Origin of the sequence: Leucobacter chromiireducens subsp. chromiireducens (genome assembly GCF_016758255.1) — a bacterium.
In the GTDB taxonomy this organism is placed as follows: Bacteria; Actinomycetota; Actinomycetes; order Actinomycetales; family Microbacteriaceae; genus Leucobacter; species Leucobacter chromiireducens.
On sequence record NZ_QYAD01000001.1, the window covers coordinates 1,300,061 to 1,314,001 of the forward strand.

Annotated in this window: 13 protein-coding genes and 1 pseudogene; 11 read left to right on the forward strand and 3 right to left on the reverse strand. The window is 66.7% G+C overall.

All coding sequences use genetic code 11. The features are described 5' to 3' along the window. Window positions 1-565: 565 nt before the first annotated feature. Window positions 566-2,170 carry a recombinase family protein gene (locus D3226_RS06010; protein WP_202381432.1) on the reverse strand — a complete coding sequence of 535 codons (1,605 nt, stop codon included), beginning with the start codon at window positions 2,168-2,170 and terminating at the stop codon, window positions 566-568. A 39-nt stretch (window positions 2,171-2,209) separates the two neighbouring features. On the opposite strand from D3226_RS06010, the pseudogene D3226_RS15205 reads away from it, so the two are divergent. The 11 genes and pseudogenes from D3226_RS15205 to D3226_RS14655 form a co-directional block, all read left to right on the forward strand. After that, window positions 2,210-2,326: pseudogene (locus tag D3226_RS15205) on the forward strand (DNA-processing protein DprA); the annotation flags it as partial. Window positions 2,327-2,338: 12 nt separating this feature from the next. After that, window positions 2,339-2,614 carry a DprA-like winged helix domain-containing protein gene (locus D3226_RS15015; RefSeq protein ID WP_474197893.1) on the forward strand — a complete coding sequence of 92 codons (276 nt, stop codon included), beginning with the start codon at window positions 2,339-2,341 and terminating at the stop codon, window positions 2,612-2,614. A 4-nt stretch (window positions 2,615-2,618) separates the two neighbouring features. After that, entirely contained in the window at window positions 2,619-3,548 is a 930-nt protein-coding gene (locus D3226_RS06020) for a tyrosine recombinase XerC (protein WP_202381434.1), read from the forward strand. A gap of 898 nt (window positions 3,549-4,446) precedes the next feature. Continuing rightward, window positions 4,447-5,301: a 30S ribosomal protein S2 gene (rpsB, locus tag D3226_RS06025; RefSeq protein ID WP_202381435.1), complete on the forward strand. Its 855-nt coding sequence runs from the start codon at window positions 4,447-4,449 to the stop codon at window positions 5,299-5,301. A 45-nt stretch (window positions 5,302-5,346) separates the two neighbouring features. Next, window positions 5,347-6,177 (forward strand): translation elongation factor Ts, encoded by an 831-nt coding sequence (gene tsf / locus D3226_RS06030; RefSeq protein WP_202381436.1) that lies wholly within the window; start codon window positions 5,347-5,349, stop codon window positions 6,175-6,177. A gap of 122 nt (window positions 6,178-6,299) precedes the next feature. After that, window positions 6,300-7,019, forward strand: a complete 720-nt coding sequence (gene pyrH, locus D3226_RS06035; protein ID WP_202381437.1) for a UMP kinase — start codon at window positions 6,300-6,302, stop codon at window positions 7,017-7,019. 36 nt (window positions 7,020-7,055) lie between these two features. Next, window positions 7,056-7,610 (forward strand): ribosome recycling factor, encoded by a 555-nt coding sequence (gene frr / locus D3226_RS06040; protein WP_202381438.1) that lies wholly within the window; start codon window positions 7,056-7,058, stop codon window positions 7,608-7,610. A 5-nt stretch (window positions 7,611-7,615) separates the two neighbouring features. Further along, window positions 7,616-8,533: a phosphatidate cytidylyltransferase gene (locus tag D3226_RS06045; RefSeq protein WP_202381439.1), complete on the forward strand. Its 918-nt coding sequence runs from the start codon at window positions 7,616-7,618 to the stop codon at window positions 8,531-8,533. A gap of 50 nt (window positions 8,534-8,583) precedes the next feature. Continuing rightward, on the forward strand, window positions 8,584-9,138 hold the full coding sequence (locus D3226_RS06050) for a DivIVA domain-containing protein (RefSeq protein WP_337248908.1): 555 nt from the start codon (window positions 8,584-8,586) through the stop codon (window positions 9,136-9,138). Window positions 9,139-9,225: 87 nt separating this feature from the next. Beyond that, window positions 9,226-9,894: an aggregation-promoting factor C-terminal-like domain-containing protein gene (locus D3226_RS15020; protein WP_337248909.1), complete on the forward strand. Its 669-nt coding sequence runs from the start codon at window positions 9,226-9,228 to the stop codon at window positions 9,892-9,894. A 117-nt stretch (window positions 9,895-10,011) separates the two neighbouring features. After that, window positions 10,012-10,188 (forward strand): hypothetical protein, encoded by a 177-nt coding sequence (locus D3226_RS14655; protein ID WP_237462255.1) that lies wholly within the window; start codon window positions 10,012-10,014, stop codon window positions 10,186-10,188. Window positions 10,189-10,213: 25 nt separating this feature from the next. On the opposite strand, the gene D3226_RS06065 is transcribed toward D3226_RS14655, so the two are convergent. Further along, window positions 10,214-10,750 (reverse strand): RNase H family protein, encoded by a 537-nt coding sequence (locus D3226_RS06065; RefSeq protein ID WP_202381443.1) that lies wholly within the window; start codon window positions 10,748-10,750, stop codon window positions 10,214-10,216. A 71-nt stretch (window positions 10,751-10,821) separates the two neighbouring features. After that, window positions 10,822-13,785, reverse strand: a complete 2,964-nt coding sequence (locus tag D3226_RS06070; RefSeq protein WP_202381444.1) for a hypothetical protein — start codon at window positions 13,783-13,785, stop codon at window positions 10,822-10,824. Window positions 13,786-13,941: the final 156 nt, after the last annotated feature.

The following is a 13,941-nucleotide window of genomic DNA, read 5'->3' on the forward strand; positions in this document are numbered from 1 at the left end:
CCCTCGCGCGGCGGGTGCTCGCATGGACGCTGAGGGAGGTCGATAGACGGTTATAGACACTAGCTTCCGGGCGTCTATCGAGTGTCTATCGCCTATTCGTTGGTAAACCAGGCGAAACGGAGCGTTATAGACGCTATAGACGAATAGACGGTGCTGAGGCCCGCGTGTGCGCGTGTGCGCGTACGTGTAGGGGTTACCAAGTGTCTATTCGTCTATAGCGTCTATAGTTCAGAAAAGAACACTGATAAACCAACAAAGTGACCCCAAAAAACGATAGACGTTACGATAGACGTTAGCTCGAAGTTATAGACGTTAGGGGCTCCGAAACCGTCTGTGACACCCTTTTGGCGTGCCCAGCTGCATCAAGCAGCCTCCCGCAGCCCACCGCCATGCACCCGTCTGCCTGAGCAACCTCATGCCCGACGAGCTCTCCCTCCCCGCCGACCGTCCGAGGCGCAGCGGGAGCGCAGCCGCGGACAGCATGACGCCACGAGAGATCGCCAGACGCCACGAGACCGGCTACAAGCGCTCTCGTCACCCTCTCCGTGACGCAGCGGGAGCGAAGTCACGGGGCAACAGCGTCCGCATCTGCGTCCGAGCCACCAGCCGGAACGATCCGCCGCATCGACACTTCGCGAGCAGTGAGCTTCCGCTGCTTGCGGCTGCCGTCGGTCACCACAGGTGCCGGCCCCGGAGGCAGAGCCTCGATCTTCAGTCGCAGCCCGAGGTCGCTGACGATCCTGCGCTTCTCCAGCACCGGGATCGAGTCCCAGCGCTCGGGCACAGACTCCGCGAGCCGGATGTCGCTGAGCGGCGACTCGGCCCTCACCGCCGCGAGACGGGCGTTCGCGCGGTCGAGACTATCGACCAGCTCCTTGAGCTTCGCGATGCCCTTCTGCTTATCCATCAGGCCGTCGCCGATGAGCTCGGCGACGTCGTCGCGACGACGCTGGAGGTCGGCGATCTCATCCAGCAATGACCCCGTCTCGTCACCTGGCCGCAGCGCCCTCGCGATGCGCTCGTCGGCGAGCACTTTCAACACAGCCGCACGCACCACCTCGTCTACTACCTCTCCGCTGATCGACGTGCAGTAGTCCTCGAAGCACACATACATGACCCGCTTCACGCGGGAGCCGTCCTCGCGGAACCGCGGCGCCTTCGTCGGCAGCGGGTCAGTGCCGCCGTGCTTCTCGATCCACGCTGCACGCCGCGTGGCGTCCCAGGAGTCCCTCCAGCGTTCGCGTGACGCGACGTCGCGCGTCATGACGTCCTGGTGGTGCGTGAACATCGTGCCGCCGCACACACCGCACTCCAGCATCCCCGACATCAGGTACTTCGGCGAGACGCCCCATGAGCGGACCCGCTTGCGGTTGATCTTCAGCTCGACGAAGTCCCGCCATTGCCGGGGCGTAAGCACCGGCTCCCACTGGATTGACTTCCCCTCGGCAAGCTCGACCTCCTCGCCACCATAGCTCGGTACGCCGCCGTAGTGGGAGTTCTCCAGCATCCGCTGCACACGGGCCGGCTTCCAGGAGTCGCCGAGCAGCGGCCTGATGCCCCGCCTGTTCCAGTCGAGCGACACCTGGCGGTAGCTCTCGCCCGCGAGCACACGCCGGTATCCCTCGCGCAGGACCTCGATCTCGGCGGCGACCTGGACGATCTTCCCGTCGACGCGCTCGTAGCCGTAGGGGCGCAGCGAGAACTGCCAGTGGCCGTGCTCGGCGAGCTGGACGTTCTTCGACTGCTGACGGATCTTCTTCTGCTCGCCCTCGTACTGCGACCACGCGGCGACGGTGCGCGCCACGGCCCGTCCGGCGGGCGTGGCGAGGTCGAGCATGCTCTGGTGCACCATGAAGACCGGGCAGCCCAGCTCGATCACGCGCTCCAGGTCCTTGGTCAGTCTCAGGAGTCTGTCCTGGTGCCAGGTGATGATCGCCTGCGGGCGAGCAGCCAGCATCTGCTCGAACTCGGGCCGTGCCTTGCCGCTCGTCGCGCTCAGGTCGTTGTCGCTGTATACGCGATCCACGGTGAGGCCGAGCTCAGCCGCGAGCTCTCGGCAGTCCGCCTCGTGGCGCTCCACGCCGAGCTCCTCGCCGGCGCGGTCCTGCGACATGCGCACGTAGATCACGCAGCTTGTGATCCCGGCGTATTGCTTACCCAGTTTCTGCATAAGTAAAGGGTATCTGTTTTCAGCCCTGCCGGGCACGCCGCGACGCTCGGGCGGCCACTCGGTGCTGTGCCCGGGCCGATCACGAGCGCGGCGTCTGCGGGGTGCCACCGCCTCGTGCAGGAGTACGGGGCAGCCCTCATCACCGGTGAGCGTGATCTCACGGAGCTCATCGAAGCCGGGGGCGGCGAATGGTCACTCACACAAACCGAAACGCACGCGGCCGCAGATGACAGCGAACCGCGGCAGCCCGAGACGCACCGCAGAGTACTTGACGCGCTTCCGCTGCGCGGTTCTCGCACCGCGGAAAGGCTGGCGCAGCTCGCAGGGCTCGACCCTCGGGAAGCGCAACGCGCACTTGTTGAGCTCGAGCTGCTCGGCAGCGCGGTGCGACGGGAAACGCCGGGGGACGCGCCCCCGCGGTGGGCGCTGCAGCGGCGACAATAGAGGCATGGATCTCACGAGCGCCACCGCAGCGTTCCTCACCGCGGTGCACGCAGAATACGGGTACTCCGAGCACACCGTTCGCGCGTACCGCCGTGACCTCGCCGACTTCACTGACTTCGCGGCAGACGCGGGGGCCACCCAGCTCGCCGAGTGCGACCTGGAACTCATGCGTGCCTGGCTGTGGGATCGGCAACAGCGTGGGCTCGCGCAGAGCACACTCGCACGCAACGTCGCCACGCTGAAGTCCTTCGGCGGCTGGCTCGAGACGAAGCAGCTCGTTCCAGGAAACCCGGCGTCTCGCCTCCGCACGCCCAAGGCACCGCGTGCGCTCCCACGGGTGCTCGGCGACGAACAGATCGGACGCATTCTGAGGCGCGCCGAGCAGCGTGCGGCCGGCGGCGACCCTGATGCGCAGCGCGATCACGCTGTGCTCGAACTGCTCTACGCTACTGCGCTGCGTGTCTCCGAACTGTGCGGGCTCACCCCGGCGGGCCTCGACCAGCGAGAACGCACCGTTCGTGTGCTCGGCAAGGGCGGAAAGGAACGGGTCGTGCCTTACGGCGGCCCCGCGGATCGGGCCCTCACCACGTACCTGCGGTCCGCGCGGCCGGCGCTCGCGACGCGCGCAGAACCAGCAGCCGGCGGAACGAGCGCTGAGACTGCGCTCTTTCTCGGGGTGATGGGTGCGCCGTTGACGCCGAGCGCTGTGTATCGCTTGGTGTCGCGAGAACTCGAGCAGGAGCCAGGCGGGGGCCCGAGCGGCCCACACACATTTCGGCATACTGCAGCCACCCACCTGCTGAACGGGGGTGCCGACCTGCGCGTGGTGCAGGAGATGCTGGGGCACTCCAGCCTCGCCAGCACACAGGTGTACACGCATGTCTCGACCGAGCGGCTCGCGGAGCGCTATCGGCAAGCCCACCCGCGGGCGTAGCGGCAACTCACTCGCGCCAGGGCACCAGCTCCGGGCGGCAGCGCAGTGCGCGCCGCGAGCGACCTCACCAATCTGACTGCCAGCAATGACAGGTGAGCCAGCGGCCACCGTGCTCGCAACCGGCTCGAGCGAGTACACCGTCGCAGAATCCACGCGAACTGAGATCACGGGACGATCGACCACCACCCCAGCGAACGTGACCGTTCCTGCGGCCGGGGCGCTGACCAACTCGCCGGGGACGGCGGGCAGATCAACCCCGCGGTGTCCCGAGGTGTACGGAGTGTCCGGGGCTCGGAACGCCCCGGACACCGTGAACGTCCCCGCGAGGGGTGGCAGCCAGCGAGGTGCGGCCCAGGCCTCAGCGCTGGGAACAGGTCGCGGGAGTGCGCTCGCTCCGGGGGACACCGTGAGTAAGAATGCGCAGAGCACGCCCTGCACCAGGATCGACCGTGCGCGGAACCGCGCAGTGCGGGCCCCGGGCGCCGCCTCGCCCTGCGACAGTGCGCCGCGAACCCCTGGGGAAGAAACGAAAGGAATCTGCATGCCTCGAGTGTGCGATCCCGCGCTGCCCGTGCACGGAGGAACTCCGTGCCTGTGGAAACACTGCCGAGACCGGCGCGGCTCGAGGAAATGTGAGCGAGGGCGGTCCGCCGGGGTCGCGCAAACGACACGCGAAAGCGCGCCGCCGCGTGCGGTTTCCAGAGGCCCCGGATGCTACACTGGTCGACGCACCTCGAAAGAGGTGACTTCGCGTGCCCACTCATCGGCGCACCGCCACCGGTCTTCGGATCTTCTGATCGAAGCGGCGGGGCTCGAGGGCACCAGGATCTGATCGCACCCGCGATCGAACAAACCGAAAGCGCGTGCCATTCGTGGTGCGCAGAACAGGAGAACGGCAATGGCCGTCGTAACCATGCGCCAGCTGCTCGACAGCGGCGTCCACTTCGGACACCAGACCCGCCGCTGGAACCCGAAGATGAAGCGCTTCATTTTCACCGAGCGCTCGGGCATCTACATCATTGACCTGCAGCAGTCGCTCGGCTACATCGATGCCGCGTACGACTTCGTGAAGAACACCGTTGCCCGCGGTGGCAACGTTCTCTTCGTCGGCACGAAGAAGCAGGCCCAGGAGGCCATCGCCGAGCAGGCAACCCGCGTGAACCAGCCCTACGTGAACCAGCGCTGGCTCGGTGGCCTCCTCACGAACTTCCAGACCGTCACCGGTCGCCTCGAGCGCATGAAGGAGCTCGAGCAGCTCGACTTCGAGGGCACCACGAGCGGCTTCACCAAGAAGGAGCTCCTCCTCAAGAAGCGCGAGCTCGAGAAGCTGCAGAAGTCGCTCGGTGGCATCCGCAACATGGGCAAGACCCCCTCGGCTCTCTGGGTGGTTGACACCAAGAAGGAGCACCTCGCGATCGACGAGGCGAAGAAGCTTGGTATCCCCGTGATCGCCATCCTCGACACGAACTGCGACCCCGACGAGGTCACCTACCCGATCCCGGGTAACGACGACGCAATCCGCTCGGTGGCGCTGCTCACCCGCGTGATCGCTGACGCGGTTGCTGAGGGCCTCATGGAGCGCCACCAGAAGCCCGAGGCCGGCGAGGCAGCGGCTGAGCCGCTCGCTGAGTGGGAGGTCGAGCTGCTCGGTGCAGAGACCCCCGCCGCTGAGGCAACCGAGGCGCCCGCCGCTGAGGCACCCGCCGCTGAGGCCGCTGAGGCGACCGAAGCTGCTGCTCCCGCTGCCGATTAATTCGGTTCCCCTTACACGTTCAGAACCACTCAGAAGGAGTCACACATGGCTGCAGTAAGCATGGCCGCTGTGAAGGAGCTGCGCGAGCGTCTCGGCGCTGGCATGCTCGACAGCAAGAACGCACTCGTCGAGGCTGAGGGCGACATCGAGAAGGCGATTGAGATCCTGCGTCTCAAGGGCCTGAAGGGCGTCGCAAAGCGCGGCGACCGCGAGGCGAGCGAAGGTCTCGTCGCGGTTCGTCAGACCGAGGGTGCTGCCACGATGATCGAGCTCGTTTGCGAGACCGACTTCGTTGCAAAGAACGAGAAGTTCATCGCTCTGGCTGAGCGCGTCCTCGACGCAATCACCGCCGCGGGTGCTGCAACGGCTGAGGAGGCCCTCGCGGCTCCCGCCGACGGCAAGACCGTCGCTGACGTGATCGCTGACGAGTCCGCCATCATCGGTGAGCGCATCGTGCTCCGCAAGGTCACGCGCGTCGAGGCTCCGGCCACGTCGGTGTACCTGCACCAGACCTCGAAGGATCTGCCCCCGCAGATCGGCGTGGTCGTGGGCTACGAGGGCGACGGCGCAGAGGCTGCACTCAGCATCGCGCGTCACATCTCGTTCGCTGATCCGCTCTACGTCACGCGCGACGAGGTTCCCGCGGCTGACGTCGAGAAGGAGCGCGAGATCGTTACCGAGATCTCGAAGAACGAGGGCAAGCCTGAGGCTGCACTCCCGAAGATCGTTGAGGGGCGTCTGAACGCGTTCTTCAAGCAGGTCGTTCTCGGCGAGCAGGTTCACGCACTTGACGACGAGAAGCGCGACGTGAAGAAGGTCGCTGAGGCGGCCGGCATCACGGTCACCGGCTTCGCTCGCAGCAAGGTCGGCGCCTAACTGGTAGTCACGGGACCCGGGCCAATTTGGTCCGGGTCCCGTGCTATGCCCGCACTAGTATTGGCCTCAGCTGAGGCCCTCCCAAATTTTCACCCACCCGTTCCCCGCGAAGGAGACCCCACATGACTGACACCGCAGACCGTAAGCGTCGAGTACTGCTGAAGCTTTCTGGCGAGGCCTTTGGTGGGGGCAAGCTCGGGGTGAACCCCGACGTCGTGAGCCAGATCGCTCGCGAGATCGCAGCGGCAATGGAGCACGCTGAGGTCGCGATTGTTGTCGGTGGGGGCAACTTCTTCCGCGGTGCCGAGCTTTCGCAGCGCGGCATGGACCGCGAGCGCGCTGACTACATGGGCATGCTCGGAACCGTCATGAACGCGCTCGCGTTGCAGGACTTCCTTGAGCAGGCGGGCGTTGAAACCCGTGTGCAGTCGGCTATTACGATGACGCAGGTCGCTGAGACCTACATTCCGCTCCGCGCGATTCGCCACCTCGAGAAGGGCCGCGTCGTGATCTTCGGTGCCGGTGCGGGGCTCCCGTACTTCTCGACGGACACCGTGTCGGCGCAGCGCGCACTTGAGATCCACGCTGAAGAGGTCCTCGTTGCCAAGAACGGCGTCGATGGGGTCTACACGGCCGATCCCGCGAAGGATCCGAACGCTACGCTGATTGATGACATCACCTACGGGGAAGCGCTGGTGCAGGGCCTCAAAGTGGTCGACTCGACCGCTTTCAGCCTGTGCATGGACAACGGCATGCCGATGCGCGTCTTCGGCATGGAGCCCGCGGGCAATGTGACCGCGGCGATTCGTGGCGAGAAGCTCGGCACGCTCGTTCACCGCTAAGCTTGATTCAGTTCGGCAACACATAAGGAGAGCACCGTGATCGAAGAGGTCTTCGTCGATATTAAGGACCGCATGAACGGCGCGGTCGAGTCCGCGAAGGAAGGCTTCGCCTCGGTGCGTACCGGCCGCGCGAACCCCGCCCTGCTGCAGAACCTGCAGGTGGACTACTACGGCACGCCTACGCCGCTGCCGCAGCTCGCCTCGGTGCAGAACCAGGACGCGCGCAGCCTCATCATCACGCCTTACGACAAGGGTGCGATGAAGGACATCGAGCAGGCAATCCGCGATATGCCGAACCTCGGGGCGAACCCCTCGAACGACGGCAGCGTCATCCGCGTCGCGCTTCCCGAGCTCACCGAGGAGCGTCGCAAGGAGTTCGTCAAGATCGTCAAGGGCCGCGCCGAGGATGCTCGCGTGGCAATCCGAAACGTTCGCCGTGCAGGTATGGGCGACCTTGAGGCGCTCAAGAGCGAGATCGGCGAGGACGAGATCACTCGCGCCGAGAAGGAGCTCGAGACCGTGACGAAGCAGTTCATCGATCAGATCGATGATGCGCTCAAGCGCAAAGAAGCTGAGCTGCTGGAGGTCTGAGCCGTATGACCGGCTCCGAGCGGCGTGACGAGCTGCGCAACGCGTTTGAATCCACGCGTGCGCAGCTCGAAGCCACGAACGCGCGCATTGAGGCTCGCGCAGGGCGCAACCTCTTCTTCGCGATCCTGTCGGGCCTCGTGTTCGGCGGGGTGTTCCTCGCGAGCCTGTTTCTCATGCGTGAGGTGTTTGTTGGCCTCGTCGCAGTGATCGTTTCCGTGGCGCTCGTTGAGCTCGCCGCGGCGTTCCGTGTTTCTGGCCGTCGAGTGCCACGCGTTGGTGTGGTGCTGGGGGGCCTGGTCGTTGTCGGCGGAGCCTTCTTCTGGGGAGCCGAGGGGATGCTCCTCGGCTTGTTCGCCGGCTCTGCGCTGCTCACCGTGTGGCGGCTCGTTGAAGGGCTCTTCCCTGCCTGGGAAACCCCACCGCGCACGCTGGTCCGCGATGTGTTCTCCGGTCTCTTCACGCTCGTCTACGTCGCGTTCCTCGCATCCTTCGCGGTGCTGCTCGTGGACGGCGAGCGCGGGGAGTGGTGGGTCTTCGCGCTCGTTTCGATTGTGGTGTCGGTCGACGTTGGAGCGTACGCCGCGGGCGTCACGCTGGGCCGTACGAAGATGACGCCTCGCATCAGCCCGAACAAGACCTGGGAGGGATTCTTCGGCGCCGCTGTGCTCGCCATGGCGGTTGGAGTATCGGTCGCAGTGTTCGCGCTCGAACAGCCCTGGTGGGTGGGCATCATCCTCGGCGTCGTGGTTCTCTTTACCGCGACCGGGGGCGATCTCACCGAGTCGCTCATCAAGCGCAACCTCGGGGTGAAGGACATGAGCTCGTGGATCCCCGGCCACGGTGGGTTCCTTGATCGCCTTGATTCACTGCTCCCGTCCGCCGTGGGCGTCTACGGCGTCGCGCTGGTCCTCGGGGTCGTGTGATGTCTGCCCGTTCCCAGCAAGCCCACGCGCGCGCACGCGAGAATGGTGCAGTGCACACAGCTTTTCCCATCGCCACAGGTTCCCAACTCGGCTACGCGCAGGAGCCCGTTGACGCGTTCCTGCAGCGCGCACGCTCGGCCTACGAGGGTGCGACGGCAGACGGTGCGCCGCTCACCGCCGAGACGATCCGGCACACCGCATTCCCCATGAAGCGCGGCGGCTACTCGTCGCGCTACGTCGACGCGGCGCTCGACAGGTTGGAAGAAGTATTTTTCGAGCGTGAACGCCGTGCGAAGGTGCGCGCCGCGGGGGAGGACGCGTGGTGGGACGAAACCCGGGCGCTCCTCTCCGAAGTGCGCGGTCGAATCCAGCGCCCCCGCGGTCGCCGGTTCCGCCGCCGCGGCCTGTTCGCGACGGGGTATCGCCGCTCACAGGTCGATGCGTTCCTCGACCGTGTCTCCGAGATGTTCGAGCGCCGTGAGCTCGAACTCTCGCCCGCAGAGGTGCGCGACGTGGTGTTTCATTCGCAGTGGCGTGGCTACAACGAAGATCAGGTTGATGCACTGCTCGACGGCGTTGTGGAGTTGATTCTTTCGACCCGATAGCTCGAAATCCCGGGCGTATCCGTGAACCTGAACGCCTCCGTTGTCGATCTGGCGTTGCTGAGATAGAATCGTTACATTGTGGCTTCCGTGAACTCTTCCTCCGTCTCCCGTCGATCCCGGCTTCGCGCCCCTATTGCAGGGCTCGCCGTCGCTGGTTTCCTCGGTGCCGCGGTGATCGCACCCTTCGCGCTTCCGAGTGCGCAGGCCGACGACGAGGTGCTCGCGTACCAGGCGTTCCAAGAGCGCATCCATCAGGAATTCACGCCAAACGAGTCGCCCGAGGCTGACCTCGTGTACGCCGAGGTGCCCGTGGTGCAGCTGCCGGACCCGGAGGAGGAACGCCGGAAGGCTGAGAAGGCCGCCGCCGAGAAGGCGAAGAAGGACGCGGAAGAGGCGAAGAAGGCCGCTGAGCTCGCGGGGGAGACCCCGGACGGAGCCGAATCAGCCGACCTCGGTGCGCCGCCTAAGTTCTCCGGCGGTGGGTCGCCGGCTGAGTGGATGAGCGCCGCAGGCATCGCTGAGTCGGACTGGGGTTTCGTTGACTACATCGCCTCAAAGGAGAGCAGCTGGAACCCGAACGCAACGAACGCGAGCTCGGGCGCCTGCGGACTCATCCAGGCCTACCCCTGCTCGAAGGTTCCCGGGAACGGCTACGACCCGGTAGACAACCTGCGGTGGGCGACCGGGTATGCGACGGATCGCTATGGCAGCTGGAAGGACGCGTACGCGTTCTGGACCGCAAACCACTGGTGGTGATCCAGGCCCGCTATGCCGCGTAAGCACCGTCGCACGCCTCCGAGCGAGTTGCGTGACGTTTCCCGCCTTGCGCACGGAGGAGCTCAGCGCGTCACGAGACGCGGACGAGAGTGGTTCGTGCGTGAGATCTCTGCAGCGCGCGCCGAGAAGGAGTACCGCTGCCCGGATTGCGGCTCAGGGATTCCGATCGGTCAGGCGCATGTGGTGGCGTGGTCAGCGGAGCACCTCTTTGGTGACGGCGCCGCGGTGCAGGATCGCCGGCACTACCACGCGCACTGCTGGCGTCTCGCGTAGCCCGAGCTCCGTGGTACCGCGCGAGCTAGAAGAGCGTCGGCTCTGCCGCGGACGTGGAGGAGCTCACATCAAGCTGAGGTGAGGTCCGTGGGGCGGCGTCGGCGAGCCCGGGGCCCGCATCCGGTGCCCGCCCTGCTTTGAAGGCGGTTGCAGCGGCGCGCGCGCGATCGTCGGCGGCCTCGTTCAGCGGGTGACCGACGTGGCCCTTGACCCACTCGAACCGCACCTTGCGACCCTCGAGCGCCGTGTCGATGCGCTCAAGGAGATCCCGGTTGAGCACGGGCTTGCCGTCAGCCTTTCGCCAGCCACGGCGCTTCCAGCCTGGCATCCACTGCGTCACCGAGTTGATCACGTACTGGCTGTCGCACAGGATCAGCAGCTCTTCCTGGGCTCGATCAGCGGTCGCGATCAGGAGATCGAGCACCGCCATGAGCTCGCCCTGGTTGTTCGTCGCCTTCGGCCACCCACCGGCACGCCACTGCGCATCATCAATCACCCAGGCCCATCCAGCGGGGCCGGGGTTTCCGAGTGCGGATCCGTCTGCTGCAGCCGTAAGAGTCATGGGTCCAGTCTGTCAGAGGGGGAGTGAGTGCCGGTGTGGCGGTGCGCTCGGCACCGCCACACGGAAGCGAGCTACTGGGCTGCGGGCTGCGTGGTGCCGCCGGCCTCGGGCGTGCCGCTCGCCTCGCCTGCCTGGGCGTCGTCGCTCGTGAGCGCATCGGCAACCGGAGCATCAACGAGCCGACCGGCAACGGTGCTCATCTTCTGCGCGTTCGTGATGACCTCGCCGAGGCTCTCGAAGTATCGGGCGACCGCGCCGCGCTCCACCTTCAGCTGGGTCATCCGATCTTCAGCAGCAGCCAGCACCTTCGACGCCCGGTCCTCGGCCGCGGCGAAGGTCGACTGTGCGCGGCGCTCAGCCTCCAGAACGATTTCGGCGGCCTGACGCTCCGCAGTGGCGCGCGTCGTTCGTGCCTCCTGCGCGGCGTCCCGAGTAATGATCTCGTACTCGGCGCGTGCGGCCTCGAGCTGACCACGCAGCTCCGCGAGCTCCGCTGAGACCGCGGTCGTCTCACGCTCGGCTGCTTCTGCGGCGGTGCGCTGCCGCTCCGCGAGATCCTGCTCGAGTTCCTCGCGCTGCTGCGTGGAGTTCAGCGCGAACGCGCGAGTATCGGTGTCAATCTGCTCCTGCAGCTCGCGCAGGCGATCCTCGGTCTCCGCGCGCTGCGCGGCAAGCTGGGCCTCTTCTGTGCTCCGGTACTCCGCGAGCTCGGCAACCGTGTCAGCGCGGAGCAGATCCGTCTCCTCGGTGACTGCAGCGCGCTGCGCGGCGACCTCGCGCGCGATCGCGGCTTCGTGGGTCTCGCGCGCAACGCGGAGCTCCTCAGTGTGCTGCGCGAGCGCCGCGGCGATCTCTCGATCGTGCTCTTCCCGCTCGCGGGCAAGGTCTGCCTTGAGCTGCGCGCGCTCGCGTTCCATCCGCAACTCAAGCTCCTCTCGCTCCAGGCCGAGAGCCTCCGCGGCTTCCTCGCGCAGGATCCTGGCCCGCTCAGTCTCCGCTGCGAGCTCATCCGCGAGCTGCTGCTGGTGCGTGGCAAGCTGTGCGGCGAGGCGTTCCTCTTGCGCAGCCGCTGTGTCGTTGAGGGCTGCCTCGTGCGCTGCACGCTCGCGCAGCGCAAGCTGCGTTGCACGCTCGCGCTCCGTGCTGATCTCGTCGGCGTGAGCCTGCTGAGCCGTGGCAATCTGATCGAGGTTCGTCTCCCACTCGGTGATGAGACGGTCCTGGTGGGTCACGAGTTCGCCACCGATGCGCTCTTCGTGAGCGTGGCGCTCCTCAGCAATGCGTGCGGTGTGGTCCGCGAGCTCAGCGGCGAGAGCGGCGTCCTGCGCTGTGCGCGCCGAATCGAGCTCCTGGGCGTGCGTAGCGAGCTCTGCGGCGATGCGGTCGGCGTGCGCCGTCGACTCGGAATCGATCCGTGCATTGTGCGCGGCGAGCTCCGCATCGATTCGCTCCTCGTGGGCCGCGCGTTCCGCGGCGATCCCGTCCTCGTGCGCCGCGCGCTCCGCGGTGATGCGAGCTTCGTGTTCTTCGCGCTCGCTCGCGATCCGGGTCTCGTGCTTGTCTCGCTCATCTGCGATCTGCGCGTCATGGGCGGACCGCTCTTCGGAGAGGGCGGCATCGTGCTGATCCCGCTCAGATGTGAGCGTGGTCCGGTGCGCATCGAGCTCTGCTGCGATGCGGGTGTCGTGCGCCTCCTGCTCGTCGCGGAGGCGAGCCTCGTGCGCAACGATTTCCGCGCGAAGCGACTCGTCATGCTGTGCACGCTCCTGCGCAATCGCCATGTCGTGCGTCTCGCGCTCGGCGCCGATCCGCTCGCGGTGCGCACTGAACTCGCCCGCGAGGAGCTTCTCCTGCTCCTCGCGGGCGGCAGCAAGCTCGGTCTCGAGAGCGCTGCGCTCATCCCCGCGCTCCTGCTCCGCGAGGGTGGTCAGCCGTTCCTGCTCGCGTCGGGCCTGATCCGTCAGCGTCGCGAGCTCGGCGCGGTGCGCTTCGAGCTCGCGGGCGATCGCCGCCTCGTGCTCGGTGCGCTCCTGTGCGGCCCGGTCCTGGTGGGTCTGCTGCTCAAAGGCGATACGGCGATCGTGCTGCTCGCGCTCACTCGCAAGTGCGGCGTCGTGCTCGGCACGCTCCTGTGCAATGCGACCGCGGAGCGACTCCATCTCAGTGTTCAGTGCGCGACGCTGCGAATCCGCCTCGGCCTCAAGCTGGCGGCTGCGCTCAGTGAACCGCTCTTCCTGCTCAGCCTCCTCGCGCTGGCGGGATGCGGCAAACTCCGCGCGAGCGCGCTCACCCTCGCGCACCAGTCGGGCCCGCTCGAGCTCTGCCTCGCGCGCGCTCTCTTCCTGCTGTCGGGCCAGCGTCACCGCGCTGCGCTCGGTCTCGCTGCGCAGTTCATCCGCGGCGGCTCGCGCCTCGGCGGTGACACGCTCAGCCTCGGCCTGCGCGGTAGCAAGCGCAGCCTGTGCGGTGCGATGGGCACTTTCCCGTGCCGCCGCGGCCTCGCGCTCGGCGGAGCTTCGCGTCAGTTCGGCGGAGCGACGCGCCTCATCGATGAGGCGTTCGCGCTCAGCGTTCGCCGCCGCATCCTGCTCAGCCGTATCGGTGCGTGCACCGGTGATGAGCACCTCGGCCTGCTCCGATGCCGAGCGCACCAGCTCGTCGGCGCGGGCCTGCGCCGCTGCCAAGACTCGCGCGCTCTCCTCCTCTGAAGAGCGACGCAGCTTCTCCGCGTCGAGGTCGGCCTGAGCCATGAGGCGCTGCGCGTGATCCTCGGCAACCTGCAGGCTCTTCTCGACGCGAAGGCCGAGCCCGGAGTACCCGCTCGCACCCAGCTCAGCGACCTGCTCCTGCAACTCGGCGATCAGCTGACGCTGCTCCTGACCCAGAGTGCTCGCCTGCTGGTGCGCGGACTGCACTGCTTCGAGATGGGACTGTAGCGTCGCGATGTGCCCAGTCAGTGCTCCGAGCCGCTCGTCGACCTCCTCGCGGTTGTAGCCGCGGAAGGCGGGGGAGAAGGGCTGGGCTGCTTCGGACACGTGTTCTCCGGAATCTGAAACGGGGGCGTTCCCGCGCGCGTGAGAAAAAGAAGCCGGGGTGGCGGCGCGGGCATGTAAGGGTTCATGATAGTTCACATCGGGGGGTGCCGTGCAGTGATCTGCGCGGTCCCAGGGGCAAATATCGAGACGTTCCGC